The following is a 26380-nucleotide window of genomic DNA, read 5'->3' on the forward strand; positions in this document are numbered from 1 at the left end:
ACACCGGCGCTCGTTGCCACGGCGATTCAGTCCGTCAGAACACAACCGCTAGCTTTGCGGATCTGCGTGAACCGGAGCGCGGGCGCGCTTGGCGGGACCTCGGCCAAGATGGAGTTGGCTGTATGACCGGCTTCCAGTTCAACACCACGAAATCATTGATCTGCAGACTTGGCGCGGCGACCGACCTGGCGGCCAGCGCCGGCGCCATCCTGGGCCAGCGCGTGCTGATCATCACCGATCCCGGCATCAGGGCGCTGGGGCTGATCGATGGGGCCGTGGAATCGTTTGTTGCGGCCGGGCGGGAGGTTTCCGTGTTCGACCAGGTGGAAGCGGACCCCTCACGGTCAACGCTGATGGCGGCAGCCTCCGCCGGTCGATCCTTCGGTGCAACCGGCGTGGTGGGTTTCGGTGGCGGTTCGTCGCTCGATGTTGCGAAACTCGCAGCCCTTTTGCTGGGGTCTGATCAGCCTCTGGACGAGGCCTGGGGGGTCGGCAATGCGAAGGGTCCCCGCCTGCCGCTGGTCCTGGTGCCGACCACGGCCGGGACCGGTTCAGAGGTGACGCCCGTTTCCATCATCACGGTCGAAAACGACGAGAAGCGCGGCGTTTCCAGCGCCGTCATCCTTCCGGATCTTGCGGTGCTCGATGCCGGTCTCACTCTGGGGCTGCCGCCTGCAATCACGGCTGCCACGGGGATGGATGCCATGGTTCATGCCATCGAGGCCTTTGCATCGAAAAGCCCCAACAACAATCCCTTGTCACGCATGCTGGCACGGGAGGCGCTACGGCTGCTGGGTGCTAATATCGAAACGGTCTGCCAGGATGGGTCGAACCGCCAGGCGCGGGAGGCGATGCTGCTTGGTTCCATGTTTGCAGGTCAGGCTTTCGCCAATTCGCCCGTCGCGGCCGTCCATGCCTTGGCCTATCCGATCGGGGGCATTTTCCATGTGCCGCATGGACTGTCCAACGCGCTGGTCCTTCCGCACGTGTTGCGCTTCAATGCAGAGGCGCAGCCGAAGCTCTACGATGAGATTGCAGCGGACGCTTTCCCGTCTCTTGCGGATGTGGAGCAGGGGCGGACATCGGCGTTCATCGATGCGCTGGTGTCGCTCGCGGCCCGCTTGAAGCTGCCGCCGCGGCTTCGGGATGTCGGCATTCCCGAAGAGGCCTTGCCACGCATGGCGGCAGACGCCATGAAGCAGCAGCGCCTGCTGGTGAACAATCCTCGTGTGGTGACGGAGATCGATGCGCTGGCGATCTATCGCTCGGCCTGGTGATCCGGCGGACCGATCTTCGCCGGAATACAGTGCGCCTCCCTGACCTCATCATGCGGGGGCGGCATTATCCGCGATCGGCATCGGCCAACTTTCTCGATCACAGAAGGCTCGCAAGCCGTCATGCGCGATGCGGAATTCAGGGGGTGCGAGCCGGATCTCCATCGTGCGGGGAGGAGAGGGGCGCTTCGTCAATATAAAACGCCTTTGCGTCTGCAAACATCTGCTTGCGGTCCTCGTCGCGTGTATAGAACATGTGACCGCCGCGGTAGAGCTTGAGGCTTGTGCGCCCCTCCGCCAGACTGGTCGGTAGATGATCCAGCACATAGCGGCTCATGCCGTACGGGGTCAGGATGTCGCTGTAGCCATGCGCCACCATGATCCGGAAGGAGGGAATGGTGGAGAGGAGGTCGCGCAGATCGGTCGCCACGCTCGCCGTCGCCCGGCTGTCGCCGCCGCGTCCGCCGTTCCATTCCCAGCGGCGATTGACCTCCTCGTTGAGCAATGAATAGGTCATCTCGGTGCGAAAGCCGAGACTGTCGCGGGCATAGGCGGCAAAGGCCGAACCGTAGGCGCGGGTGTAACCCTCCAACACCGGGTCATCGTTGCGGCTGTAGGGCGCTTCCGGATAGGCGTCCGCAACCGTGGTTCCGGCGTCGTATGGGCTGACGATCCTCGAGGCGCCCCCCGCCTGCTTGGCATAGACATCGCCGACGAAGCCGCGCGTGCGCGCCACCAAGGTCTGGGGCAACCCCGTCCACGCCGCGACGCGCTGGTCAAAATCATTCGACGCTGTTCCGTTCGGCCACGCTCCGGCAAGAGCGACGAGATAATCCGTCATGGCAAACTGCTCCGCCTCCCTCACCTGTTCCACATCGAAGCGGTTCTGCCGCTCGAGTTCGGCGGCCGCCAGCGAGGGGAATTGCAGCGCCGCGGCCAGCGGATCATTCTCCGCGCCGAACAGGAAACGCCCCTCCATGAGCGGCGAGACCATGATGATGCCGGCGGGAATCATGCTCTGGCTGTTCTTCATCGCCTGCGCGACCTTGGCGGCGCGAAAGCCACCATAACTCTCGCCGAGCAGAAATTTCGGCGCCGGAAGCCGGTCATTTGCCTGCACATAAAGGGCAATCACCTTGGCGAGGCTCTCGGCATCCTGCCGAACGGAAAAATACCGCCGCGCCTCATCCTCGCCCGTCGCGCGGCTCCAGCCAGTGCCGACAGGATCGATCAGGACGAGATCCGTGAAGGCAAGCCAGCTTTGCGGGTTGTCTTGCAGCACCGGCTGACTGCCATCGGCGTTCTCCCCGGAGAAGGGCAGGATCTTTGGCCCGACCAGTCCGAGATGCAGGTAGGCGGAGGCTGCGCCCGGTCCACCGTTGAAGGCAAAGGTAAGCGGCCGATCCTTTCGTCCGTCCTTCAGCCGGTAAGAGGTGTAGAAGACCTTGGCGGAGACCTGGCCATCCTGGTCGCGCAGATCGACCGTCCCGGCAGTTGCCACATAGCGGAGCGTGCCGTCCGGCGTTTGAAGGACATGCTCCGTGACGGAATCGGCCGGCAGCAGGCCAAAGAGGCCGCGCCCCGCAGACGAGGAGGAGGCCTGTCGACCGGCCTCGTTTGCCGCATCGTGGGAAAAGCCCGGCTGGGCAAACAGGGCCAGGAGCAGCAAAGTCAGGATCGGTATGGTACGCATGGTCATCCTCCTCGAACAGACATCGCAGATGTAGTGCAATCGCCACGAACGCCCATTCAATTCAACTTGATGGCGTCTGCTGTGAGCGAAGGAAAAGACTGTCACGATGAGGGAAGAGCCGGGCGATGCGGACACGGGCGTCCTTGTGATCTGCGGTTAGTCCAGCCCCGCAAACCAGATCGCTGAGGCAAGCGATCCCACCCCGAACGAGGAACCGGCGGCAAAGAGTGCCAACGCAAGCCCCAGGGGGCTATCCTGAAGCAGCATCGCAGCAACCGATGACGGCTGGACGATGAGGGCGCCGAGCAGGGTCAGCATCCCAAGCAGGAAGCCGTTGACATAGCTGGAAACAATCAAATGGATCAAAGTCGGCATTGTTGGGGCCTCCGATGGCTCAACACCGGTCCGACCTGCTTGTTCCAGCCACTCCCTGCATCGCTACTGCCGTGTTCCAAGGCCTGCAATTTGTTTGCATTGGCACCAAGAAAGCGCCCGGACTTTTCCCGCATCTGCTTAGGGTTTGGCGTCTTTTGTCGCTCCTATGGCCAAGCATTGGCATGGCTCGTAAATTTGCTCATCCGTCAAAATATCAAATTGAAAAGTATAGAGTTTCGCACTAGAAATAGATAACAACAATGTCGAGGAACAAGCGTGCTGTGCATCCTTGCCGATGATCTGACCGGTGCGCTGGATTCCGCGGCCCCATTCGCTGGCCGCGGACTGCATACCGAAGTGGCGTTGACGCCTGAGGGGATCGAGCCGGCGCTCGCCGAGCATCCTGACGTTCTGTCCATCGATCTGGCCTGCCGTGAAAAGACGGAGCAGGAGACGCGTCGCCTTGCAGCGGACGCCGTTCGGCGGCTACCAGCGGGCGCGAAGGTCTTCATCAAGATCGATTCCCGTCTCAAGGGAAATGTGGCTGCGATGCTGGATGCCATTGCCTTTGGCCAGGCGCTGGTTGCTCCCGCCATTCCGGAGTTCAATCGCGTCGTCAGCAACGGCGCCGTCAGAGGCTTCGGTGTCGAGACGCCGATTGACATCGCCGCGTCGCTTGGTCGTCACGCCGCCCGGTCGCGTGTTCCCGATACGGCATCGCAGGCGGACATGGATGCCGCGCTGGCCGAGGCGGAACGGGCGGACGTCGATCTCTGGGTTGGCGCACGCGGCCTGGCCGAAGCCTTGGCGAAGGCGTGGAATGGCAACCGCCAGCCGGTTGCTGCCGCAATCCCTGCGGGGCGAGCGCTCTTCGTCATCGGCTCGCGCGATCCTATCACACTGCAACAGATCGACCGGCTGAACCAGTCGGCGGACATTGATGACCGTCCAGCCGAAAATGGCCATCTGGAGAAGAACGACGTCATCGGTCGGGATGTGACTCTGGTGCGCGCGGTCGAGGGGCCGGTCATCTGCCCGGCGGTCGATGTTTCGCAGCATCTTGCCGAGGGGGTTGTCCCCCGGCTGACGGACCAGGTGGAGACCTTGCTTCTGTGCGGCGGCGCCACGGCCGAAGCGGTTCTGCACCGGATGGGCATTCATCGGCTGCGCCTGCTTGGCGAGTGCCTGCCCGGCCTGGGGCTTGCGCAGAGTGGCCGACACTGCATCATTGCCAAATCGGGTGGTTTCGGGCAACCGGATACGCTGAAGGACATCGCAACGACGATTCTCGGGAAGACGGGCTGAGATGGGGCTGACAGACGGAGCGGCGCGCAAGGCACTGCCGGACATCGTGTTTGAACGGATGCACCGGGCGATCAAGTCCGGGGCCTACAAGCCCGACGAACGCCTGCCCACCGAACATGATCTGGCTGCCGAATTCGAAGTCTCGCGTCCGGTCATCCGTGAGGCGCTGCGGCGCCTGCGCGATCAGGGGCTGATCTATTCGCGCCGCGGTGCGGGCAGTTTCGTGCGGGCGCTTGGCCTCAGAGAGCCGCTCGGGTTCGGCCAGTTGGAGAACGTTGCCGATCTGCTGAACTGTTATGAATTCCGCCTGACGCTGGAGCCGGCCGCCGCAGCCTCGGCTGCCCTTCGCCACGACGATACGAACCTGGTCGCAATCCGCCATGCGCTGGAGCTGTTGCGCGATGCAACGAACCGCCAGTCACATCGCGAAGATGCCGACTATCAGTTCCATCTGGCGATCGCCCGTGCGGCTCAGAACAACTACTTTTATACGGCCATGGAAGCGCTCAAGGACCACATCGCCGTGGGCATGAAGTTCCATGGTGCCTCGGTCAAACGGGAAGCTTCCGGTTTGTCGCGCGTGTTTGCCGAGCACGAAGCGATTGCCGCGGCCATTGCGGCGCGCGACCCCGAAAGGGCGCGGCAATTGATGCACGACCACTTGACAGGATCGCGCGAACGCCTTTTCCAGTCGCCGCGGCGGGACTGATCCCACACCGCGACGCCCCCTGCGTCAATCGCCCTCAGAATGCCGCCTGGTAGATAGCCGCCACATCCTCAACCGTCATGTCGATCGGGTTGTTGTCCATCAGCCGGCGAATGGCATGGGCATCGGCGGCAAAACGGGGCAGATCGCTGGCCTTGGCTCCGTGGCTGGACAATGCCATCGCGAGGCCGAGACCCGTGCAATAGTCATGGGCGGCGTCCCGAAGCGTATCCTGGTCCAGGTTGTCGCCGAAGCCGAGCGCTTCTGCGATCTCTGCCGTCTTGCCCGGCACGGCCGGCTGGTTGAAGGCCAGGACATGCGGAAAAACGATGGCATTCGCCAGGCCGTGCGGAAGATGCAAAAGGGTGCCCAGCGGATAGGCGATGGCATGGCCCGCCGCGGTGTTGACCGGGCCGAGACAGATGCCGCCGTAGTAGGAGGCCAGCATCATGCCTTCGCGTGCTTCCGTATCGCCGCCGTCACGGACCGCCCGGGCAAGATAGCGCCCGACCAGTTGAATGCCCATGCGGGCAAAGCCGTCAATCATCGGATGCGCGCGGCGATTGGTGAAGGCTTCCACGCAATGCGCCATGGCATCGACACCCGTGGCAGCCGTCACGGCAGGCGGAACCGAATAGGTCAGCTCGGGGTCGAGGACCGCCAGATCCGCGATCAGGTGAGGGCTCTCCACCGCGATCTTGCTGCCTTTGGCAGGATCGGTGATCAGCGAGCGGATGCCGGCTTCCGATCCGGTGCCGGCCGTCGTTGCCACCTGCGCCAGGCGTATGGTGCGACCCGCCACGCGGTTCGGGCCGGCCACATCGATGAGTGTCTGATCGCAATCCCAAAGCGCGGCAACGAGTTTCGCGACGTCCATGACGGAGCCGCCGCCGAGGCCGACAACGAGATCCGGTCGCACCTCGCGCGCGGCCGCAAGCGCTGCTTCCAGCGTTGCCATATCCGGCTCGCCCGGAATGGCGTCGAAGACACGGATACGGCCAGACAGTTGCAGCCGATCGACGAAGGCCGCCGTGATCGGCGTGGCAATCACCAGTGTCGAGCCGATGTCTCCCGCCCAGGGGCCGACAGTCGCGACGGTGCCGGCGCCGACGGCGAGGCGACGAGGCTGATGAATGGTAATGGGAACGATGGCCATCGACTACTCCTTGCCGTCGCGTCCGGCGACCAGCCTGCGTGCGTAGGCGATCGCCGACAGCATGTTGCCGTGGTTGGCAACGCCCTTGCCGGCAATGTCGAAGGCGGTGCCGTGATCCACGGAGGTCCGGTCGATCGGCAGGTCCACCGAGACGTTGACGGCCGTATCGAAGGCCACCAGCTTGATCGGGATATGGCCCTGGTCATGATACTGCGCGACGACCAGGTCAAAGGCACCGGAATAGGCCCGGTGAAACACGGTATCGGCGGAGATCGGGCCGTAGGCTTCGATGCCTTCGGCGCGGGCGGCCGCGACCGCCGGAGCGATCTGGTCGTCGTCCTCGGTGCCGAAGAGGCCGTTCTCGCCGCAATGCGGGTTGATGCCGGCAACGGCGATGCGCGGGCGCTTATAGCCGATGCGCTTCAGATGCCGGTCACCGGCGCGGATGGTGGCAAGCACGCGCTCGGTGGTCGCACGCCGGATCGCCTCTTGAAGCGAGACGTGTGTCGAGACGTGGATCACCTTCAGCCGCTCCGAGGCGAGCAACATGTAGGCGGCCGACGAGCCGGTCAGGCTGCGCAGCATGCCGGTGTGCCCGTCGTAATGATGGCCGGCCAGATTCAGCGCCTCCTTGTTGATCGGGGCGGTGACGATACAGCCGATATGGCCGGCCTCGGCATCCCGCACGGCCTTCTCGATGAACCGGAAGGCGGCATCGCCCGCCACCGGAGACAACGTTCCCCACGCAAGCGGCGCGCCCTCGATGGGAAGATCCACCACGTAAGGGGCAAGATCGATCGAGGAGCCAAGCGCCGCACGGGCCGCCTCCAGCGTCTGGCGATTGCCATAGATGCGGGTCAGCGCGCGCTCATCGTCCGACATGTCGGAAAGAGCCCGCACGGTGATCTCCGGTCCGACGCCACACGGATCGCCCATGGTGATGCCGATGATCCTGCTCATGCTTGTCTCCCCTGTGCACTGCCTGCCCAGCCGGGGGCAAGATGGACGTATTTGATCGCTCGTCGGTGGTAGGTATAGCTGATGTGAAGGCCGCCATCGGCATCTTCGATCAGCCAGGGATAGGACATTTCCTGATTTCGTCCATCCGTTGAATCATTCGACAGGCAGGTTCCGGGCCCGTCTTCGATCAGGATGCGCAACGGAAAGGTTTCTCCGCCGTCTTCGGACAGGCAGACGGTAACCGGTGCCCGCGGCACGCCCCAAATCGGCGTGCAGCCGCCCGTTGGATCTGCATCCGGACGATCGTCTTCCACGCCCAGCTCGTCGTAGAGCGAGGCGCGCCTGTCGGTCGAGGTTGCCGCACTGACCGGATTGCAGATCATCGCGATCCGCCCATCCGTCAACCGGATGGCGGCAATCGAGGAATTGTTGTTGGGAACATCTGTCGGCCGCGGCGGCGACCAGGTGCGCCCGCCATCATTGCTCTCCGTGCGGTAGACGAAATCGGCCTGGCGACGCCGGAAGAACGCTGCCTGCCGGTCGCCATCAAGGTTGATAGGGCTCATGTGGACGCAACCGACCGAGTGTTGCAGCTCGCTCAGTTCCCAGCTTTGGCCGCTGTCCATCGAAACGCCCAGCGCTGCGATGTCATGACTGCCGTTCCATTTCTGGCCGGGACGCTGTACGCAGCGGAAAATCGGCAGGAGCCAGGCACCGTCATCCCGCAGCACCAGCGGTGCGCGGATGAAGCAGCCGCGCGGCAGGTCGAGGTAACGGCCGGTGTCGGCGGACAGCCGGGTCGCGTCGCTGGCGTCCCGACGGATTTCCGCCATGCGGATGCGGCACTCGTCCTGGTTGCCCGAGGGCTGGGAGGTGTGAAACAGCAGCAGCCGGCCATCCGGCGCGTAAAACAGGACCGGGTTCTGTTCCGAATGCGCCGCATCGAAGCTCAGCTGCTGAGGCGGGCCCCAGGTAGTGGAGCCAGGGTTCAGCACGCTCGCATAGATCGAGATATCGGACTTTCCCTCGAGCGAGCCACCGAACCAGGCGCAGATCAGGCTGCCGTCGGTCGTTGCGTGCAGGAAACTGGCATGGTTCTGAATCATGGGAGATGGCAGGAGCGCTTCTCGACGGCTTGCCGTCGCTCCATCAAGGGCCCCCGTCATGCGCCGGGCTATTTCGTCGGGTGTCATACGCGTCTCCTCTCGGCGGCCAGAATTGCCATATTTGCAAAGTTGTCAAGTTTTTATGGTCGCTTCATCGGCGAAATATCTCATTGATTCACAATCTAAAATATTGAAACTAAAAAGTTTTATTATGATTGAAAAATTTCCTATCAGATTGCTTGCGGAAATAAATTGACAAACTTGGTGAGACCGATGATGGTTGCGACATGAACCGCAGCGCCGGCCATTATGGAGTCACGGCCGGGGCATTGTCTCAAGCGGTCCGTGCGGCGTAGCCCCTCAACAGAAGGTGGTTCGCCGGCAGAAGATGGCGATACGTCTCAACCTGGGAGGAGTATGACGTGACAAAATCCTTGATTTCCGGCGCCCTGATGGTGGGTGCCGCATTGTTGACGAGCCTGTCGCCCGCGCTTGCGGGCTCCGGTCCGATCAAAATCGTGCTTCCCGAAGAGGCGGATCTGCTGGAGCCGTGCATGGCGACCCGGTCCAATATCGGGCGTATCATCATGGAGAATGTCAGCGAGACGCTGACGGAGCTGGATGTCCGGGGCAAGCAGGGTGTCATGCCGCGCCTTGCGGAAAAGTGGGAACAAAATGCGGATGGCAGCTGGCGCTTTCATCTGCGCAAGGGCGTCAAGTTCTCCGACGGCAGTGCGTTTGATGCGAAGGATGTCAAGCACAGCATCGACCGCGTGATGAGCGACAAGATGACCTGCGAGGCAAAGCGCTATTTCGGCGGCATGACAATCGATGCCGCAGTCGTCGATGACGCCACCATCGACATCAAGGTGAGCCCGGTTCAGCCGATCATGCCGCTTCTCATGTCGCTGGTCACGATCGTGCCGGAAAACACGCCCATGCAGTTCGTGCGCGAACCGATCGGCACGGGTCCGTACAAGCTGACGAACTGGACGCCGGGACAGCAGATCGTCCTGGAAAACCGCGCCGATTATTGGGGCAAGCAGCCGAGCGTCACGAAAGCCACCTATCTGTTCCGCGCCGATCCTTCTGTGCGCGCGGCGATGGTGCAGACGGGCGAGGCAGATCTGTCTCCCTCCATCTCGCAGTTGGACGCGACAAACCCGAAGACGGACTTCTCCTATCTCGACAGCGAAACGGTCTATCTTCGCATTGACCACAATATCGCGCCGCTGAATGACGTGCGGGTTCGCAAGGCGCTAAATCTGGCCATCGATCGCAAGGCCTTCCTGGGAACGCTGGTGCCGGAAGGTGCCGTTCTCGCGACGGCGATCGTGCCGCCGACGACGCTCGGCTGGAACCCGGACGTGAAGCAGTTCCCCTTTGATCCCGAGGCGGCCAAGAAGCTGCTGGCGGAGGCGAAGGCGGCAGGTGTGCCGGTTGACAAGCCGATCACCGTCATTGCGCGGAGCGCCAACTTCCCGAACGTCACGGAAATCATGGAAGCCATCCAGGCTCAGTTGCAGGATGTCGGTTTCAACGTCGATCTGAAGTTCGTCGAGGTGGCCGAGCACGAGACCTATTACTCGAAGCCCTTCAAGGAAGGTCGCGGACCGCAACTGGTTGCCGCGATGCACGATAACTCCAAGGGTGATCCGTCCTTCTCGATGTTCTTCAAATATGCGTCGAAGGGAACCCAGTCCGGGTTTTCCGATCCGAAGGTGGACGATCTCATCCAGCGGGCCTCCGCAGCCGTGGGTGACGAGCGAGCCAAGCTCTGGTCGCAGTTGATCGCCTATCTGCATGATGATGTGGTGGCAGACGTCCTGCTCTTCCACATGGTGGGCTATGCACGCGTCTCCGAGCGGCTGGATTTCAAGCCAACGATTGCCACAAACTCCATGCTGCAACTCTCCGAGATCGGTATCAAGTAAGGCGGCGGACCGCTGGACGCCCAAACGGGGGTCTGGTGCCGAGCGGCGGCGGGGTCAACCCGCCGCCGGTATTCATGGGAGGTCGATCATGCTCAGTTTTATCCGCAAGCGATCCGTCGCCAGCCTCTTCTCGCTGGTCGGGCTGATCGTGATGGTGTTCTTTCTCTCGCGCATGACCGGCGACCCTGCCTCGCTCTTCCTGCCGGTTGAGGCATCGGCCGAAATGAAGCAGCAGTTCCGTGAACTGCATGGCCTCAATGACCCCATGCTGGTTCAGTTCGGCCGATACGTCGGCGATGTCCTGACGGGGGATCTGGGCGAGTCCTATCGCAAGGCGCGTCCCGCCCTGGATGTGGTTCTGGAGGCCTTCGTCTGGACCCTGTGGCTCGCCGTCATCACAATGAGCCTCGTCACCTGTGCTGCCATTGTCGTCGGTTCGCTGGCGGCGTTCCGTGCGGGCGGATTTTTCGACCGCACGGCCTCCATGCTGTCGCTGATCGGCGCCTCCGTTCCGGATTTCTGGCTGGCCATCGTGGCGATCGTCATCTTCTCGGTCAATCTCACCCTGCTGCCCACCTCCGGGACCGGCTCGTTTGCCCATTGGATCCTGCCGATCGCGGTTCTGTTCGTGCGCCCCTTCGGCATCATCGTCCAGGTCGTGCGCGGATCGATGATCAATGCGCTGTCGTCGGCCTATGTAAAGACCGCGCGCGCGAAAGGCGTGCGCTCCGGGCCGATCATCTTCATTCACGCGCTGCGCAATGCCATGCTGCCCGTCATTACCGTCATCGGCGACCAGGCGGCCAGCCTGCTGAACGGTGCCGTGGTGGTGGAGACCATCTTCGGTTTTCCAGGTGTGGGAAAATTGATGATCGATTCCATTCTGCAGAGGGACTTCAACGTGGTTCTCGCCGCCATCCTGGTCACGGCGCTTGCCATCTTTTTCATGAATGTGCTGATCGACCTTGCCTATGCTCTGCTCGATCCACGCATCCGCCACTGAGGAGGGAAGACAGTGACTGTTTCTTCCACCGCACCCGATGCCATGGCTGGCGAGGAACCCGCGTTCATCCGTCGCCTCGGCCGTATGCTCCTTGCCGACAGGTTCGCCCTGGTGGCCGCGCTCTTTCTGGTGCTGATGCTGGTGCTCGCGCTGGTCGGACCGGCCTGGCTGAATGACGAGGCCATCAAGCAGAACCTGCGCGGGCGCAATCTCGCGCCCTTCGACTGGTCGCGCGACTGGCTGTGGTGGCTGGGTGCCGATGCGCTCGGCCGTCCCCTGCTTGCCCGCATCATCGTCGCAGCGCAGAACACGCTGATGGTGGCCGCCGGTGCGGTCCTCATTTCGGCGGTGGTCGGCACGTTTCTGGGCTTGCTGGCCGGATTTTCCTCTCCCCGCGTCAGCCAGGCAATCATGCGTCTGGCAGACGTGATCATGTCCTTCCCTTCGCTGCTGATCGCCGTGATCGTCCTTTATCTGCTGGGATCGTCGATCCTCAACCTGATGCTGGTCCTGTCGATCACCCGCATTCCGGTTTATCTGCGCACGACGCGCGCGGAGGTTCTGGAAGTCCGCGAGCGCATGTTCGTCCAGGCGGCCCGCGTGATGGGCGCCTCCAGCCGGCGCATTCTGTTTCGGCACATCCTGCCGATCGTCTTCCCGACGCTGACGACGCTTGCAACGCTCGACTTCGCCTATGTCATGCTGGCGGAAAGCGCGCTCTCCTTCCTGGGCATCGGCATCCAGCCGCCGGATATCACCTGGGGCTTGATGATCTCGCAGGGGCGCCAGTATCTCACCAATGCCTGGTGGCTGTCCTTCTGGCCGGGCCTCGCCATCATTCTCACCACGCTGTCGCTCAATCTCCTGTCGAACTGGCTGCGCATTGCGCTCGACCCGACGCAGCGCTGGCGGCTCGAAATGAAGGGGGGAACCCGTGGCTGAGCACCTGCTTGAGGTCCGCAACCTGTCGGTCGAATTTCACACCGTTGCCGGCGTGGTGAAGGCCGTCCGCCAGATCTCCTACCATCTGGATCGCGGCGAAACGCTTGCCATCCTCGGCGAAAGCGGCTCGGGGAAGTCGGTGTCGTCCGCGGCGATCATGAACCTCATTGATACGCCACCCGGCCGGATCACCTCGGGCGAGATCTTTCTCGATGGTGTGGATCTCCTCACCATGAAGCCGGACGCGCGCCGGGAGGTGAATGGCAAGCGCATTGCCATGATCTTCCAGGATCCGCTCAGCCATCTCAATCCGGTCTATACTGTCGGCTGGCAGATCCGCGAGGCGATGACCACCCATGGTCTCGACACGGAGGCGGCCGAAGCCGAGGCGCTGCGATTGCTGACCCGCGTCGGCATTCCCGATCCGCAGGCGGCGCTCAAAAAATATCCGCACCAGTTCTCCGGTGGTCAGCGCCAGCGCGTGATGATCGCCATGGCGCTTGCCCTCCGCCCGGATCTCCTCATTGCCGACGAACCGACGACTGCGCTCGACGTGACCGTGCAGGCGGAGGTGCTGTCGCTCCTGAAGGAGTTGCAGCGGGAGATCGGCATGGGCGTGCTGATCATCACGCACGATCTCGGCGTCGTTGCCGAGATCGCGGACAGGGTGGTGGTCATGGAAAAGGGCGCGCTTGTTGAAAGCGGCACGGTGCGCGATGTCTACAAGAACCCAACGCACCCCTATACGCAAAAGCTGATTGGCGCGGCTCCCGGCCGGGGCGCGATGCACGAGGACGAGCAGAAGGGCGAGGTTCTGCTCCAGGTGCGCGACGTTCGCAAAAGCTATGGCGCATTCGAGGCGCTGAAGGGTGTTTCCTTCGACCTCATGGCCGGCCAGACGCTGGCGATCGTCGGCGAAAGCGGCTCCGGCAAATCCACGCTCGCCCGCGTGCTGCTGCGCCTCGATGAGCCGGACGCCGGCTCCGCGCTTTGGCAGGGCAGGGATCTATTCCGCCTGTCGCCCAAGGAACTCTACCGTCTTCGGCGCGACCTGCAGATGGTCTTTCAGGACCCCACCCAATCGCTCAACCCACGCATGACGGTCTTCCAACTGATTTCCGAAGCCTGGGTGATCCATCCGGATATCCTGCCGCGGGCCAGATGGCGGGAGCGCGTTGCCCAACTCCTGCAGCAGGTGGGGCTTTCGCCGGACCATATGCGGCGTTATCCGCATCAGTTTTCCGGCGGCCAGCGTCAGCGCATTGCCATTGCCCGCGCGCTCGCGCTCGAGCCGCGTCTGATCATCTGTGACGAAGCGGTTTCCGCACTGGACGTTTCCGTCCAGGCGCAGGTGATCGACCTTCTCGACAGGCTTCGCCAGGAAACCGGCATCTCCTTCATCTTCATTGCCCATGATCTGCCGGTGGTGCGCGATTTCGCCGACCAGGTGATGGTGATGCAGAAGGGCCGCATCGTCGAACTGGGCGGTGTCCGCCAGATCTTCGAAGCCCCGTGCGAGGCCTATACGCAAGCCCTGCTCGCCGCCAGCCTCGATCCCGATCCGGATGTCCAGGCGTCGCATCGTGCTCGCCGCGACGGATCGCCATCTCACCTGTCCATGGAGTAAACTCATGTCCGCAAAGGCCTTCGTGGCGCTCGTCACGTGTTTCAACGAAGACGAGACCATCAATTTCGACGCGACGCGGGCACAGGTGCGCCGCCAGGTCGCCGCCGGCAACAACATCATGTGCGCCGGAACCAACGGCGATTTCACCGCACTGACCTTCGAGGAAAAGGTCCGGCTGACGGAAGAAGTGGTGGATGAGGTCAACGGCAAGGCGCAGGTCATCGTCAACGCCGGCATGCCGGCCACCTTCGAGACGCTGAAGCTGGCCCGGGAATTCGACCGGATCGGTGTCGATGGGATCGCAGTAATCACGCCCTTCTTCATCGCCTGCACGCAGGATGGCCTGATCCGCCATTTCTCGACCGTTGCCGATGCCGTCGAAACGCCCGTCTATCTCTACGACATCCCGGCGCGCACGCAGAACCATATCGAACCGGAAACGGCCCGCCAGCTGGCCGGCCACGGGAATATCGCCGGCATCAAGGATTCCGGTGGTGCGCAGCAGACGCTCGAGGCCTATCTGCAGGTGGCGCGCGATGTGCCGGGCTTCGAAGTCTATTCCGGTCCGGACCATCTTGTCCTCTGGTCCCTGCAAAATGGCGCCGCTGGCTGCATTTCGGGCCTCGGCAACGCGCTGCCGCAGGTGCTCGCCGGCATTCTGGGCGGGTTTAACCGCGGTGATATCGCCGAAGCCGAACGGCAGCAGGCGATCTATACCGCCTTCCGCACGGACCTTTATGCGCTGGGTTTCGCGCCCGCCATGGTCAAGCGCGCCCTTTACCTGCAGGACGCCTCGGTCGGTGCCAGCCGCCAGCCGGCACTTCTGCCGGATCCGGTACAGGATGAGAAGATCCGCGACATCCTCGACCGCTATGGGATCGGGCAGCGGGCATAAGCACCCGCGGTCCGAAACGCGCGGCCAGGGCTATCCCCAGGCCGCGGCCGTTCAGGACGGAAGGATCACCCTCACGGGTGGACATGTGTCCTCAATCCTTTCATCAGAAAGGCGATCGCTCAGCCCGGCGCAGGTGCCGGGCCGCTCCTGTGACTTGATGAGCTGGCAAAGCCTGTCAACGAAACCACGTCGGGCCTGCGATGGCCTCGCGGCCGCCGATGGTCTCCATATTCCGCAGGGCCGTCAGGGGGCGATCCTAATTTCGACCAGTGCCTGGGTCTTCTCCGTCGTGACATGCGCGATGGCGGCTTCCAGCACGCCCAGGAGATCATCGGCCCGTTCCACCTTTGCCGTCCAGGCCCGGCTCGCCGCCGCTACCTTGGTGAAGTCGGGGGAGGGCGTCAGCGACACGAGCGGCATGGCGTTCGACTTGGCTGCATAGCCCTCCGGATAAACGCCGAGCACAGACTGGCGCACCGCGCCCCATTCGAGGTTGTTCAGCACCAGAACCAGAAGTGGGATTTCCAGCGCCTCGGCGATCTGGTGGCAGGCAACGGGATTGGCGAACATGTAGGACCCGTCGCCCATCGTGGCGATCACCAGCCGGTCGGGATCGGCAAGCTTCATGCCGAGACCTGCCGGGAATGACCAGCCAAGCCCGCCCGAATGCGGTTCCTGATACCAGGATCCATGTGCACCAAGCGTCATCGGCTCGAGGGGGGCGCCGAGTTCGGAGAGGACCGATGCCTTCCTGCCGGCAATCGCCTTCGACAGCATCAGGCTGACAAATGCCTTGGTCATCAGTTCGCCATTGCCGGTTTCTGCCTGGCGGATCACCGTCGCACGGTGTGCGGTCGCAGCCTTTTCGACTTCGGCGCGGCGTGCCTCCCGGATTGAGTGGGTGGCTTCGAGATAGGCCGAAGCAGCCTCCGCAAGCGCCACAACGATGTCCGCCGTGTCTCCGGTCAGAGCCAGGTCGCAGGGGAAATTGCGCACCGGGAAGCGGGAATAGAGCGGATCCTGGCCGATATGGATGACCTTGCAGCCCTCGGCGAGCCGATGGACGTCCGGCGACCAGGGTGCAAGGCAATCGATGACCAGCACGAGATCCGCGTCGGCGAGCCATTTGGCCGGATCCATGCCGACCGCCATCGGGTGATCGGTCGGGACGCCCAACTGGATCGCCCAGTATTGGTTGACGGCAATGCCCCAATCGAGCGCGAGTTTGCCGAGTGCTGCAAAACCCTCCTCGCTGCCGGCACCCCGCTGGCAGATGATCAGCGGACGCTTCGCTTCGCTCAGCATCTTTGCCGCAGTCTGAAGATCATCGCCGCGTGGACCGGATGTCGCCGGGGCGATCCGTTGCGGCAGGTCCAACTCGCCCGATGGGCAGGGCTCGCAGAGAACCTCGCGCGGCAGGCTGAGATAGACCGGACCGCGGGGCGTTGAATTGGCGATGGCCGCGGCGCGATCGATGATATCGACCGCCTGTTCGGGGAATTTCAACTCGTAGTCCCACTTCACCGCTTCCCGGATCATCGCCGCCTGGTCGCGCATCTCCTGGCCCCAGCCGATGGGCACGGTCCGGGCGCCGAGCCGGCCCTGCTCCACCACCGGTGTTCGGCCGGAAAAGATCAGCATGGGCACATGTTCGGTCGCGGCATTGATGGCCCCGATGGCGCAGTTGGCCAGACCAACATTGGTATGTGCCATCACGGCCTGCGGCCGGCCGGTGGCGAGGTAATAACCGTAGGCCATGCCCATGGCCGCGTTTTCATGGGGAATGACAACGGCCTGCGGCAGCGGGATCTTCTTGGCAGCGGCCTCGGCCAGGCCCTCGATGATCGGCGGGAAGTCGGTGCCGGAATTGGCGAAGATGTAATCGACGCCGACCGCCTTCAGGCGCGCCAGAATGGCGCCGCCTGCGGTGATCGTGTCAGCCCCGGATGTGGCCTTTGCATGGGTCATGGGTAGTCTCTCTTGCAGATAGGGTCAAAGGTGGCTGGGCAACCAGGTCACGATCACCGGGAAGGCGATCAGCAGCGCAAGCCGCAGGACATCGGTGATGATAAAGGGAGTGACACCCTGGAATATGCGGGCAAAACTCAGTTCCGGCACGACGCTCTTGATGACGAAGACATTCATCCCGACGGGCGGAGAGATAAGTCCGAGCTCCACGGTCATCACGACGATCACGGCAAACCAGATCGGGTCGAACCCAAGCGCCAGGATCACCGGATAGACGATCGGGACAGTGAGGATGATCATCGCCATGGCGTCCATGATGCAGCCGAGCACGAGATACATCAGGATGATCAGCAGCAGGATGCCGTAGGATCCGATGCCGAGCCCGCCGAGAAAAGTCGTCACCTTTTGCGGTGTGCCGGTGATCGTCAGGAAGTAACCGAACAGCAGCGCGCCGATGAGGATGGTGAAGACGGCCGCCGCTGTCCGGGTCGCCTGCAGAAGCGAGGTGAGGATCTTCTGCCTGTCCAGCTTGCCGCGCAACAATCCAATGATGAAGGCCCCGCCCGCTCCGACGCCGCCGGCCTCCGTCGGCGTGAACAGGCCGCCGTAGAGGCCACCGATGACGAAGAAGAACAGGAGCAGCGGTGCCCAGACATCCTTCAGCGCATGCAGGCGTTCGTTCCAGCTGCTGTTTGGGCCGGCGCTCAGCATGTCGGGGCGCAGGCGCCCGATAATGAGGATCGTCATCATGTACATCAAAACCGCCAGAATGCCGGGCACGATGCCGGCCATGAACAGGCGGCTGATGTCCTGTTCGGTCAGGATGCCATAGACGACAAGGACGGTGGAGGGCGGGAACATCGCACCCAGCGTGCCGCCGGCTGCGATGGTGCCTGCCGCGAACGACTGCGGGTAGTTGAAGCGGCGCATTTCCGGATAGGCGACGGTCGAAAAGGTGGCGGCGGTGGCAACCGACGACCCGGAGATCGCGGCAAAGCCGGCGCAAGCCACGATGGTGGCAAGCCCGAGGCCGCCGCGCAGATGGCCGATGAATGTATTGGCCGCGCGAAAAAGCTCGCGGCTCATGCCGGAATTGGTGACGAAGGCGCCCATCAGCAGGAACATCGGGATGACCCCGAAGGTGTAGTCGGTGACCGTGCGCATCGAGGTCTGGCCGATCAGCTTCAGCGCCGGACCGAAGCCGGCCAGCAGACCGAAACCGGTCACGCCGACGAGACCCATGGCCATGCCCACCGGCACGCGCAGCAGCATCAGGGCAAACAGCAGGACGAACCCGGAAACGGCAACGAAATTCTGTGTCATGGGATCATTCCACCGGATCTGTGGTGTGTTCTTCGTTCACACGCTGGGGATTGAAGACGAGGCGGAAGGTGCGAACCGCGATCAGGATCACCGCGGCAACATCGCCAAGCCATGCCACGAGAAAAAAAGGCCAGGTCGGCAGTTGCAGGTCATAGGTCAGGACATTCTGCACCTTGGTCTGCACGACCTTGTCGAACAGCATGATCGTCTGGACGGTAACGACGAGCAGCAGGACCAGCGTGGCGAAGACGTCGATGTAGCGCTTGTATTTCGGTCCGACACTTTCCCAGACGAGATCCACCGTGATGTGAGCGCCGCGGTAGCTCGTGGCTGCAATCCCCCAGAAGATAAGGATGCCAAGGAACAGGCGACCGAAGTCGTAGCCGTCTGGAATGGCATAGGAAAAGAAATAGCGGAGCATGACCGAGATGAAGATGTCGGCGGCCACCAGTCCGACGAAGCCGGCGGCGATCCATTCGATCCCCTCGATAAAGCGGTCCATCCCGTTTTTCTTCGGCTGCGGCGACTGCGGGGGTGCGGCCGCCTCTGCTGTTTCGGGTGTCATGGGGTCCCTCCTGTTGTCCGTGAGGAAGCCGGCCGATGCCTCCAACCCGCATCGGCCGGCCGCCGCTTTCGTCAGAACGCCGCCTTGTTGTCGGCAAGCGCCTTCTTCAGGTCGCCCAGAACCTCAGCCGGATCATAGCCCTTGGCGGCGACCTGCTTTTCCCAGCTTGCCTGAAGCGGCGCGACCGCCTTGCGCCATTCGTCGACCTGATCGGGCGTCAGCTCGACGACCTCATGGCCGGGGGCCTTCTTCATCTTCTCGCGGCCGGCATGTTCGAACTCGGTCCAGGCGGACGAGAGCTTCACTGCCCATTCGGAGGTGCAATGGTCGTCCAGAACCTTCTTCTGGGCGGACGATGCCCCGTCGTACACGTCCTTGTTCATCGTCCAGGTATAGGCGGTGGTGTAGAGCGGCACGTCGAGCGTGTACTTCGTTACCTTGTCGATGCCGAAGAGGAAGATCGAGTTCCAGGGGAAGGTGATGGCGTCGGCAATGCCGCGTTCCAGCGCATCGCGGGATTCGGGCGCCGAGGCCTGAACATTGGTGCCGCCCAGTGTCGTCACCAGTTCACCCATGGTCTGCTGGGCGGGGCGGACCTTCAGTCCCTTGACGTCGGAAGGCAGAGTGATCTTCTTCCGCGTCGAATGCAGTGCGCCCGGATCATGCACGAAGGCCATGCAGAAATGCGTGTCTGCCATCTCCTTCGGAGCGTATTTCCGGTACCAGCTGTCGACGGCGGCTGCACCGCCCGTGGCGTTCGAGACGGTGAAGGGAAGCTGGGCGGCATTGATAACCGGGAAGCGGCCCGGCTGGTAGCCGGGGCTGACGTAACCGACATCGGCGATCCCGTCGCGCACCATGTCGTAGTGGTCGAACGCCTTGCCGAGTTGCTCGGCCGGGAAGACGGTGGCGGTGATCGTGCCGCCCGACGCCTTGGCGATGCTGTCCGCCCATTCCTGGGTCGATTTCACCAGGGGATGCACCGGCGGCACCCACAGCGAGATCTTCAGGTTGATGGTCTTGTCCTGCGCGGATGCCGGCAGGGCGCACGATGCCAGCATGGCAGCGACACCGACCGTCGTCGCCATCAGGCGTTTCATCATAGGACTGCTAGACATGGTTTCTCCTCCGTTTGGGCTGCGGCAGACAAGCCGCCTTCGTTTTCGGTTTCCCTCCTCGGAAACCGAACTCCGCGGGATGAACCCCGCTGATCTGTGATGTTCTGGAATGGCTGTCGCGCGGCACACTAGCCTTTGCGCGGCGGGCCCTCTTCAGCCGGTGGCGAGCGCATTGACGATGCGGGCTAGCACGGCCAGCACGACGTCCTTGTCCTCGCCGACGATCTCGTCCAGCCGCTGGTCATGCTGGTGTGCGATCGCGTGCAGACGGCGCTGCATCTTGAGCCCTTCCGCAGTCAGCCGAACACTGTAGCTGCGCTGGTCGTCCGGGTTCTGATGCCGTTCGATCAAGCCGCGGATGGAAAGCCCCTTCAGCGTCGCCGTCAGCGTCGAGCGATCACGACCGCAGACACGGCTGAGGTCCGAGGGTGTCAGTTCCTCATATTCCGCCAGGATGGTCAGGATGGAGTACCAGCCGGGCTTCAGATCCGCCTTGTCGACAGCCATGCTGAATGCCTGGAAGGAGGCTTCCTGTGCCACTCGGAGATGGTAACCGAGCACGTTGCGGAAGGCTTCGGGGATCAGGACGTCACTGTCTTCCCCTTTGACCAGTTCCAGTTTCGGTTTTGCCAACGTCTTTGCCATTTGTATCCTGCGCTTCGCCTGGGAGCGGATGATGCCTGCTGCTGTTGATCCTCATGGGGATCTGCTTCTGCTCGGTCAAGCCGGTTGCCGCCGGGCGTTCATTGATCGGGCTGCGGCATCCGGGGCGCAAGGGTCATCATGATTGATCAGAACATCACGGTTATCCATCAGATCCTCCTCCCATGACGCGCTGTCCCTCCCACCGACATTGGTCGGACGGTGGGCCACCCAGCGCCTCGACAACCGAGCTCCCTCCCGGCTGTCCGCTGACCGGAACTTAGACCGATCACGGGGCAAACCGCAAGATAGTTTGATAACAAATATTTTGGCGCCAAACTATCTTGCGCCACGCGCAAATCCGGCCATGATGCGCCTTGCTGGAGGAGCGGTCGGAACGGCGTGATTGCCATCACACCGGATGGGAGGAAAAATGAGGATCGGGATTATTGGTGCAGGTGCCATGGGAAGCTTGTTTGCCGGTCGCCTCGCGGCCGCCGGAGAGGATGTTTCCCTGGTCGAGGTCAATTCCGCGCAGATTGACGCGGTGCGAGAACGGGGCTTGCTGCTGACGATCGACGGGAAAGATGAGAGCCACGTGGTGCCCATCGGCCCGGCGGAGATCTATTCCGGTTTCTTCGACCTGGTGATCGTCTTCACCAAGGGCATGCACACCGAGGCGGCGGTCAAGGCGGCGTCGCACCTGATCGGGCCGGATACCCTGGCGCTGACGGTGCAGAACGGACTTGGCAATGTCGAGATGATTGAAACTGTCGTTCCCCGCGAACGGATCATCAAGGGCATGACCAACTGGCCGGCCACGGTTCTTGGTATGGGTCATGTGACGATACCCGGCTCGGGCGAGGTTCATCTCTGGCCAGCCGCCGGGGGAAGCTCGCCTCAGTTCGAGGCGGTGTGCCACGCGCTCGACAAGGCCGGTCTCAACTGCTCTGCGGATCGGTCGGTTGATACCTCCATCTGGGAAAAGGTGTCCTTCAATGCCGCGCTGAACTCCGTTGCCGCGGTGACCGGCATGACGGTGGGTGAGATGGGCGACAGCGTGGAGGCACGCGAGGTCGTCTTCTCGATCCTGCGGGAAGCGCTTGCCACGGCGTCTGCCCTTGGCATCGCGGTCGATGGCGAGCGGACACGAGCGTCTGTCGAATACGCCCTGGCAAACCATCGCCATCACAAGCCGTCGATGCTGCAGGACAGACTTTCGGGCCGCCCCATGGAAATCGACACCATTACCGGCTCTGTCGCGGCGGAAGCCGAGCGTCACGGCGTGCCGGCGCCGGTAACCGCGACCATGGCAAGACTATTGCGCCTGATCGACATGGGACCGTGAAACATGTCCGGTGATTGGCGTGCCTCAAGAATGACCGAGATCACGCATGTGCTCAGATAGCCAGGCCCGGAATTTTTGGATGGCGGGACGGGCAAAACGGCTGCGCGTATAGGCAATGTGAAAGTGATGTTCGGAGCCGACGACGATTGGCGACACCGGGCGAAGCCTGCCTTGAGCGATCGCTTCGGCAACGAATTCCATTTCCGCCATCACGATGCCCAGGCCATGCTCGGCGGCCGCATAGGACATGCTGGAACTTTCGAAGGACCAGCCGTGATCGAGAGGAACGGGAGGAATTCCCGCCGCATCGCACCAGACTTTCCAGTCATTATAGCGTCGCAGCGTATGGATGATCGGATAGCTCGATAATCGTTCGATATCGACGGGCCCGAAATCGGGCGAGGCGACGGGGCAGAGCGCGGTGACGAACAGCGGCTCGACGATGAAATCCGAGAGCTCGCTTTGCCGCGTGCTGGAGAGGACGACGGCGTCACTGATATTGGCATCCAGAGTGTCGCCCGGATTGAGATAGAGCGATGTCACCGAAATATCGGGATGACGGCGCGCCAGTTCCGGCATGCGCGGCATCAGCCAGTTGAGCGCGAAAGACCGCGACAGCCGAAGCACCACGGAATTGCGGCCGGTCATGGCGCGCAGCGCCGTATGGCCCTCCTCCAGCGCGGCAATCGGCCCGCGCACCAGTTCCAGATAGACCCGGCCGAAATCCGTTAGCGTCACCTGCCGGCCCACCCGCTGGAAGAGCGGCGTGCCCACCAACTGCTCCAACTGGCGGATCTGCTGGCTGACGGCCGACTGCGTCACGTTCAAATTCTCGGCCGCCTGCGAAAAGCTGCCCAGGCGGGCCGCCTCGGAGAAGGAGCGCAAAAGATGAAGCTGGGGCAGATGCATGATCCATTAGTAAGCCTAATGCAAACCACTGTGAATAGTCGTTTGACCATCCGATGCTAAAATTATTAGCATAATAGTTAAGTGATGCAAATTTAGGCAAAAAGCTGTGCGTTGCAGCATTTTGGAGCAGCCTTCCCGGCAAAGTGCTCTCACCCACGCATTACGACTGTGCCTCGATGACAACCAAAAAAGGAGTTGGATCATGGAATACGGATGGGAGCCCTATCTTTCGGAGCGCGACAAGAAGCATTCGGAGCTTTGGGGAAAGAAGGAACTGAACGGCTTCGGCGAGAAACCGGCGCTGCTTCTGATTGACATCTATTATTCTGTCCTCGGCCTGAAGCGCGAGGACATCTTCGAATCCATGAAGACCTGGCGCGGATCGACCGGTCTCGAAGGCTGGGAAGCCGTCGACAAGACCGCCGAGCTTCTGGCGGTGGCACGGGCATCCGGCATTCCCGTCATTCACGTCAAGGGCCTGCATTCGGGTGTGAATTCCTGGGGCCGACGCAACCGCCCGAAGCCGACCATGCCGCAGGAGATGATCGAGAAGGGTCAGCAGATCGTCGATGAAGTGAAGCCGATTGCCGGAGAACTGGTAATCGAGAAGGCAGCACCCTCGGCCTTCCAGGGCACGCCGCTCGCGTTTCAGCTGCAAAGCCTCGGCATCGATACGCTGATCGTCTGCGGTGAAACCACGTCGGGCTGCGTCCGGGCCTCCGTCGTCGATGGCGCGACCGCCCGCTTCCGCATGGGCGTCGTCAAGGAATGCGTCTTCGACCGCACCGAAGCCTCCCACTACATCAACCTCTACGACATGCATCACAAGTATGCCGATGTGGTCAACCTCGACATGGCGAAACAGTATCTCGCCGGCTTCGCCGACAAGACGCCGATGCTGAAGGCCAGCTGATACTTGCGCCCCGTGCCTGCGCGTTGTGGCGCGCAGGCCGTCCCACTTCACCGTTCGTCGCGGCCTTTTCTCGACCCACTGCCGCGCGCTGCAGGGAGACTGAGATGACATTCGTGATTCCTTCCAAGCTGTTTGGCGTCCTTCTGAGCGGCGCCGTCGCGTGGACGACGCTGGCCTGCGCCCCGGCGCTTCATGCGGCAGAAGACAAGACCCTGGTGGTGCGTTTCTATGATGACCCAGCAGGCTTCGATCCGGCCAATATCTTCCGCATCGAGAACGAGAACATCGCCTTCAACATCTTCAGCGGCCTGACGACCTACGACAGCAAGACCGGAAAGATCATCCCGGATCTGGCCGAATCCTGGGAAACCAAGGACAACCTCACCTGGACCTTCCGCCTGCGCAAGGGCGTTCAGTGGCAGAAGGGATATGGCGAATTCACCGCGGCCGACGTGATCTACAGCTACAAGCGCGTTCTCGATCCTCAGACAGCATCGCCTTACGCTTCGGAACTGGCCGGCATCGACACGATGGAGGCACCCGACCCCTATACCCTGATCATCCGCCTCAAAGCGCCCAATGGCGGCTTCCTGCACACCGTGGCGAATTACCATCAGGGCCAGATCGTCAAGAAGGAGGCCGTCGAAGCGGCCGGGAACCAGGTGCGCTGGAAGCCGGTGGGCACCGGCCCCTATGCCCTCGAGTCGATCGACGTCAATTCGCGGATCGTGCTGAAGCGGCACGAGGGCTACTACAAGGGCCCGGCACCGATCGCCACGCTCGACTTCCATATCATCAAGGATGATGCCACCGCCGCGATTGCGCTGCGCAATGGCGAGATCGACGTGCTGATGCGCCAGAGCAAGGAGGAGCAGCTTCAGATCCTGAAGGAGGCCGGGTTCAAGATGAACCACGTCGACAACTATGCCTCCTCGCTGAAGGTGATGAACCTTTCCGATCCGATCCTGAAGGACGTGCGGGTGCGCCAGGCGATTGCCCATGCAATCGATTATGCGGCGATCACCGAGGCGATCGCGCCCTCGCTGCAGGGCACTGCAACCTCGCTGCTGATGCCGTGGATGGATGTCTATTCCAAGGATGCACCGACTTATGGCTACGATCCGGAAAAGGCCAAGAAGCTTCTGGCAGAGGCCGGCTATCCCGATGGGTTCGTCCTGAAAACGCTCGGCACCTCCGCACAAGGCGTAACCGAGCAACAGCAGTTCGAGATCGACTACCTCAGCCAGGTGGGGATCAAGATGGAGCTTGAACTCGTCGATACGCCGACCTTCAACCAGCGGCGCAACAAGGGGGACTTCATGACGGCGAGCCGCCTTCTGCCGGCCATCAACCCCGACATGATCCTGTTCAGCTACCTGCACCCCTCCAATATTGCGCCGAAGGGCCTCAACGGTGCGCGCTACGACAATCCGGAACTGACGGCGACGATCGAAGCCGCCCGTGCCGAAGCCGAGCCGGAGCGGCGCATGGAACTCTATGCGAAGGCGCAGAAGATCGCGATGACCGATCTGCCCTATCTGCCGGCGACGTCCAGCAATGTCTTCTGGCCCAGCAAGACCGAGGTCAATGGCGTCACCATCAACTACCTCGCCCAAGTGAATTTCTGGGAAGTCACCAAGTAACGGAAGGACTGCCGGCCATGCTGACCTACAGTTTCAAGCGCGTCGTTCAACTCCTGGTCACTGTTCTCGGTGTCGTGACGCTCGTCTTCTTCACCATGCGTCTCATTCCGGGTGACCCGATCTCCGCCATGGCCGGCGACAATCTCTCCGGTGCGGCACTCGACCGGATGCGCAGTCAGATGGGTCTGAACGATCCGCTTCTGGTCCAGTACCTCGCCTATCTCGCGCGGCTTGCGGTGCTCGATTTCGGCAACACGGTCACCACCAAGCTGCCGATCATCGACCTGATCGTCGGTGCGCTGCCGATTACGGTTTCAATTGCGGTCGGAACCATCATTCTGACCGTCGCGATCGCCATTCCACTTGGAACGCTGGCGGCCTACATGGCGCACAAGGGTAACCGCGTGCTGGACAATGTCATCACAGGGGTCGCGATGGTGCTCGACCTGATGCCGCCCTTCTGGACCTCGCTGGTCTGTCTTCTCATCTTCTCGCTGACGCTGGGCTGGTTTCCCGCCAGCGGAACGGTGACCATCGATGATCCCGTCACGCTTCTGCGCCGGGTGGCGTTGCCGGTGCTGGTCCTGTCGATGGCCCAGGTCGCGACGCTCGCCCGCATCACCCGGACCGCGGTGCTGGAAGTGCTGAACGAGGATTATGTGCGCACCGCCCGCTCCATGGGCTGGTCGGAACTGCGTGTGCTCTTCCGCCATGCCCTGAAGAATTCGGCATTGCCGATCGTAACCGTGATCGGGCTCAGCTTCGGCAATCTGCTGAACGGCACCGTGATCGTCGAGTTCATTTTCACCCTGCCGGGCATCGGCAACCTGCTGGTCGGCGGCATGAACAGCCGCGACTACCAGATGGTCCAGACCCTCATCGTCTTCTACGCCATGATCTTCGTCGTCATCAATTTTGCGACGGACCTGATCTACCGCGTCTTTGACCCCCGCGTGCAGTTCTGATCGGAGACGA

23 protein-coding genes are annotated in these 26380 nt (G+C 62.3%); 12 read left to right on the forward strand and 11 right to left on the reverse strand.

What is annotated here, in order from left to right; genetic code table 11:
* Positions 1–122 precede the first annotated feature (122 nt).
* A complete protein-coding gene (locus G6N78_RS23035; RefSeq protein WP_165224436.1) occupies positions 123–1277 on the forward strand; it encodes an iron-containing alcohol dehydrogenase in 1155 nt (384 codons plus the stop codon).
* 136 nt (positions 1278–1413) lie between these two features.
* Here G6N78_RS23035 and G6N78_RS23040 read toward each other — a convergent pair whose 3' ends face one another.
* On the reverse strand, positions 1414–2973 hold the full coding sequence (locus G6N78_RS23040) for a S10 family peptidase (protein WP_165224439.1): 1560 nt from the start codon (positions 2971–2973) through the stop codon (positions 1414–1416).
* Between the two features lie 150 nt (positions 2974–3123).
* A complete protein-coding gene (locus G6N78_RS23045) occupies positions 3124–3342 on the reverse strand; it encodes a hypothetical protein (protein ID WP_165224442.1) in 219 nt (72 codons plus the stop codon).
* Between the two features lie 276 nt (positions 3343–3618).
* Here G6N78_RS23045 and G6N78_RS23050 point away from each other — a divergent pair, with 276 nt between their 5' ends.
* Both G6N78_RS23050 and G6N78_RS23055 read left to right on the forward strand, forming a co-directional pair.
* On the forward strand, positions 3619–4647 hold the full coding sequence (locus G6N78_RS23050; protein ID WP_165224445.1) for a four-carbon acid sugar kinase family protein: 1029 nt from the start codon (positions 3619–3621) through the stop codon (positions 4645–4647).
* 1 nt (position 4648) lies between these two features.
* Positions 4649–5356 carry a FadR/GntR family transcriptional regulator gene (locus tag G6N78_RS23055; protein ID WP_165224448.1) on the forward strand — a complete coding sequence of 236 codons (708 nt, stop codon included), beginning with the start codon at positions 4649–4651 and terminating at the stop codon, positions 5354–5356.
* Between the two features lie 34 nt (positions 5357–5390).
* Here G6N78_RS23055 and G6N78_RS23060 read toward each other — a convergent pair whose 3' ends face one another.
* From G6N78_RS23060 to G6N78_RS23070, 3 genes are read right to left on the reverse strand one after another with little or no spacing between them, the layout of a single operon-like run.
* Positions 5391–6509 carry an iron-containing alcohol dehydrogenase gene (locus G6N78_RS23060; RefSeq protein WP_165224451.1) on the reverse strand — a complete coding sequence of 373 codons (1119 nt, stop codon included), beginning with the start codon at positions 6507–6509 and terminating at the stop codon, positions 5391–5393.
* A gap of 3 nt (positions 6510–6512) precedes the next feature.
* Entirely contained in the window at positions 6513–7469 is a 957-nt protein-coding gene (pdxA, locus tag G6N78_RS23065) for a 4-hydroxythreonine-4-phosphate dehydrogenase PdxA (protein WP_165224453.1), read from the reverse strand.
* Positions 7466–8662, reverse strand: coding sequence for a sialidase family protein (locus tag G6N78_RS23070; protein WP_165224456.1), 1197 nt, complete (start codon positions 8660–8662; stop codon positions 7466–7468). Before G6N78_RS23070 ends, pdxA begins: the two co-directional genes overlap by 4 nt.
* A 365-nt stretch (positions 8663–9027) precedes the next feature.
* Between G6N78_RS23070 and G6N78_RS23075 the strand changes: the two genes are divergently transcribed.
* The 5 genes from G6N78_RS23075 (at position 9028) to G6N78_RS23095 (ending at position 14976) form a co-directional block, all read left to right on the forward strand.
* Entirely contained in the window at positions 9028–10509 is a 1482-nt protein-coding gene (locus G6N78_RS23075; RefSeq protein WP_370691550.1) for an ABC transporter substrate-binding protein, read from the forward strand.
* An 88-nt stretch (positions 10510–10597) separates the two neighbouring features.
* On the forward strand, positions 10598–11512 hold the full coding sequence (locus tag G6N78_RS23080; protein WP_165224463.1) for an ABC transporter permease: 915 nt from the start codon (positions 10598–10600) through the stop codon (positions 11510–11512).
* Positions 11513–11554: 42 nt separating this feature from the next.
* A complete protein-coding gene (locus G6N78_RS23085; protein ID WP_165225426.1) occupies positions 11555–12454 on the forward strand; it encodes an ABC transporter permease in 900 nt (299 codons plus the stop codon).
* Positions 12447–14081 (forward strand): ABC transporter ATP-binding protein, encoded by a 1635-nt coding sequence (locus G6N78_RS23090; RefSeq protein WP_165224466.1) that lies wholly within the window; start codon positions 12447–12449, stop codon positions 14079–14081. Before G6N78_RS23085 ends, G6N78_RS23090 begins: the two co-directional genes overlap by 8 nt.
* A gap of 4 nt (positions 14082–14085) precedes the next feature.
* On the forward strand, positions 14086–14976 hold the full coding sequence (locus G6N78_RS23095) for a dihydrodipicolinate synthase family protein (protein WP_165224469.1): 891 nt from the start codon (positions 14086–14088) through the stop codon (positions 14974–14976).
* Positions 14977–15219: 243 nt separating this feature from the next.
* On the opposite strand, the gene G6N78_RS23100 is transcribed toward G6N78_RS23095, so the two are convergent.
* From G6N78_RS23100 to G6N78_RS23120, 5 genes are all read right to left on the reverse strand, one after another.
* The gene (locus tag G6N78_RS23100; RefSeq protein WP_165224472.1) at positions 15220–16944 is read right to left on the reverse strand and encodes a thiamine pyrophosphate-requiring protein; all 1725 of its coding nucleotides are present in this window, start codon (positions 16942–16944) and stop codon (positions 15220–15222) included.
* Between the two features lie 24 nt (positions 16945–16968).
* The gene (locus G6N78_RS23105) at positions 16969–18267 is read right to left on the reverse strand and encodes a TRAP transporter large permease (RefSeq protein ID WP_165224474.1); all 1299 of its coding nucleotides are present in this window, start codon (positions 18265–18267) and stop codon (positions 16969–16971) included.
* Positions 18268–18271: 4 nt separating this feature from the next.
* Positions 18272–18769, reverse strand: coding sequence for a TRAP transporter small permease (locus G6N78_RS23110; protein WP_165225429.1), 498 nt, complete (start codon positions 18767–18769; stop codon positions 18272–18274).
* A gap of 134 nt (positions 18770–18903) precedes the next feature.
* Complete coding sequence (locus tag G6N78_RS23115; RefSeq protein WP_370691537.1) at positions 18904–19950, reverse strand: TRAP transporter substrate-binding protein; 1047 nt, start codon at positions 19948–19950, stop codon at positions 18904–18906.
* A 153-nt stretch (positions 19951–20103) separates the two neighbouring features.
* Complete coding sequence (locus G6N78_RS23120) at positions 20104–20595, reverse strand: MarR family winged helix-turn-helix transcriptional regulator (protein ID WP_165224476.1); 492 nt, start codon at positions 20593–20595, stop codon at positions 20104–20106.
* A 460-nt stretch (positions 20596–21055) separates the two neighbouring features.
* On the opposite strand from G6N78_RS23120, the gene G6N78_RS23125 reads away from it, so the two are divergent.
* Entirely contained in the window at positions 21056–21940 is an 885-nt protein-coding gene (locus G6N78_RS23125; RefSeq protein WP_234906023.1) for a ketopantoate reductase family protein, read from the forward strand.
* A gap of 24 nt (positions 21941–21964) precedes the next feature.
* Here G6N78_RS23125 and G6N78_RS23130 read toward each other — a convergent pair whose 3' ends face one another.
* A complete protein-coding gene (locus G6N78_RS23130) occupies positions 21965–22849 on the reverse strand; it encodes a LysR substrate-binding domain-containing protein (RefSeq protein WP_165224480.1) in 885 nt (294 codons plus the stop codon).
* A 202-nt stretch (positions 22850–23051) separates the two neighbouring features.
* On the opposite strand from G6N78_RS23130, the gene G6N78_RS23135 reads away from it, so the two are divergent.
* The 3 genes from G6N78_RS23135 to G6N78_RS23145 all read left to right on the forward strand — a co-directional run bounded on the left by G6N78_RS23135 (position 23052) and on the right by G6N78_RS23145 (position 26370).
* Positions 23052–23762 carry an isochorismatase family protein gene (locus tag G6N78_RS23135; RefSeq protein WP_165224482.1) on the forward strand — a complete coding sequence of 237 codons (711 nt, stop codon included), beginning with the start codon at positions 23052–23054 and terminating at the stop codon, positions 23760–23762.
* Between the two features lie 104 nt (positions 23763–23866).
* Entirely contained in the window at positions 23867–25405 is a 1539-nt protein-coding gene (locus tag G6N78_RS23140; RefSeq protein WP_165224484.1) for an ABC transporter substrate-binding protein, read from the forward strand.
* A 17-nt stretch (positions 25406–25422) separates the two neighbouring features.
* Positions 25423–26370: an ABC transporter permease gene (locus G6N78_RS23145; RefSeq protein ID WP_165224486.1), complete on the forward strand. Its 948-nt coding sequence runs from the start codon at positions 25423–25425 to the stop codon at positions 26368–26370.
* Positions 26371–26380: the final 10 nt, after the last annotated feature.

This window comes from Allorhizobium pseudoryzae (assembly GCF_011046245.1).
In the GTDB taxonomy this organism is placed as follows: domain Bacteria; phylum Pseudomonadota; class Alphaproteobacteria; order Rhizobiales; family Rhizobiaceae; genus Neorhizobium; species Neorhizobium pseudoryzae.

Excerpts from the sequence above, each read along its gene's own strand:
- G6N78_RS23035 (WP_165224436.1), top strand. The coding sequence starts at position 123 with ATGACCGGCTTCCAGTTCAACACCACGAAATCATTGATCTGCAGACTT.
- G6N78_RS23040 (WP_165224439.1), bottom strand. The coding sequence starts at position 2,973 with ATGACCATGCGTACCATACCGATCCTGACTTTGCTGCTCCTGGCCCTG.
- G6N78_RS23045 (WP_165224442.1), bottom strand. The coding sequence starts at position 3,342 with ATGCCGACTTTGATCCATTTGATTGTTTCCAGCTATGTCAACGGCTTC.
- G6N78_RS23055 (WP_165224448.1), top strand. The coding sequence starts at position 4,649 with ATGGGGCTGACAGACGGAGCGGCGCGCAAGGCACTGCCGGACATCGTG.
- G6N78_RS23060 (WP_165224451.1), bottom strand. The coding sequence starts at position 6,509 with ATGGCCATCGTTCCCATTACCATTCATCAGCCTCGTCGCCTCGCCGTC.
- pdxA (WP_165224453.1), bottom strand. The coding sequence starts at position 7,469 with ATGAGCAGGATCATCGGCATCACCATGGGCGATCCGTGTGGCGTCGGA.
- G6N78_RS23070 (WP_165224456.1), bottom strand. The coding sequence starts at position 8,662 with ATGACACCCGACGAAATAGCCCGGCGCATGACGGGGGCCCTTGATGGA.
- G6N78_RS23075 (WP_370691550.1), top strand. The coding sequence starts at position 9,028 with ATGGTGGGTGCCGCATTGTTGACGAGCCTGTCGCCCGCGCTTGCGGGC.
- G6N78_RS23080 (WP_165224463.1), top strand. The coding sequence starts at position 10,598 with ATGCTCAGTTTTATCCGCAAGCGATCCGTCGCCAGCCTCTTCTCGCTG.
- G6N78_RS23085 (WP_165225426.1), top strand. The coding sequence starts at position 11,555 with ATGGCTGGCGAGGAACCCGCGTTCATCCGTCGCCTCGGCCGTATGCTC.
- G6N78_RS23095 (WP_165224469.1), top strand. The coding sequence starts at position 14,086 with ATGTCCGCAAAGGCCTTCGTGGCGCTCGTCACGTGTTTCAACGAAGAC.
- G6N78_RS23100 (WP_165224472.1), bottom strand. The coding sequence starts at position 16,944 with ATGACCCATGCAAAGGCCACATCCGGGGCTGACACGATCACCGCAGGC.
- G6N78_RS23105 (WP_165224474.1), bottom strand. The coding sequence starts at position 18,267 with ATGACACAGAATTTCGTTGCCGTTTCCGGGTTCGTCCTGCTGTTTGCC.
- G6N78_RS23110 (WP_165225429.1), bottom strand. The coding sequence starts at position 18,769 with ATGGACCGCTTTATCGAGGGGATCGAATGGATCGCCGCCGGCTTCGTC.
- G6N78_RS23115 (WP_370691537.1), bottom strand. The coding sequence starts at position 19,950 with ATGTCTAGCAGTCCTATGATGAAACGCCTGATGGCGACGACGGTCGGT.
- G6N78_RS23120 (WP_165224476.1), bottom strand. The coding sequence starts at position 20,595 with ATGGCAAAGACGTTGGCAAAACCGAAACTGGAACTGGTCAAAGGGGAA.
- G6N78_RS23125 (WP_234906023.1), top strand. The coding sequence starts at position 21,056 with ATGGGAAGCTTGTTTGCCGGTCGCCTCGCGGCCGCCGGAGAGGATGTT.
- G6N78_RS23130 (WP_165224480.1), bottom strand. The coding sequence starts at position 22,849 with ATGCATCTGCCCCAGCTTCATCTTTTGCGCTCCTTCTCCGAGGCGGCC.
- G6N78_RS23135 (WP_165224482.1), top strand. The coding sequence starts at position 23,052 with ATGGAATACGGATGGGAGCCCTATCTTTCGGAGCGCGACAAGAAGCAT.
- G6N78_RS23140 (WP_165224484.1), top strand. The coding sequence starts at position 23,867 with ATGACATTCGTGATTCCTTCCAAGCTGTTTGGCGTCCTTCTGAGCGGC.
- G6N78_RS23145 (WP_165224486.1), top strand. The coding sequence starts at position 25,423 with ATGCTGACCTACAGTTTCAAGCGCGTCGTTCAACTCCTGGTCACTGTT.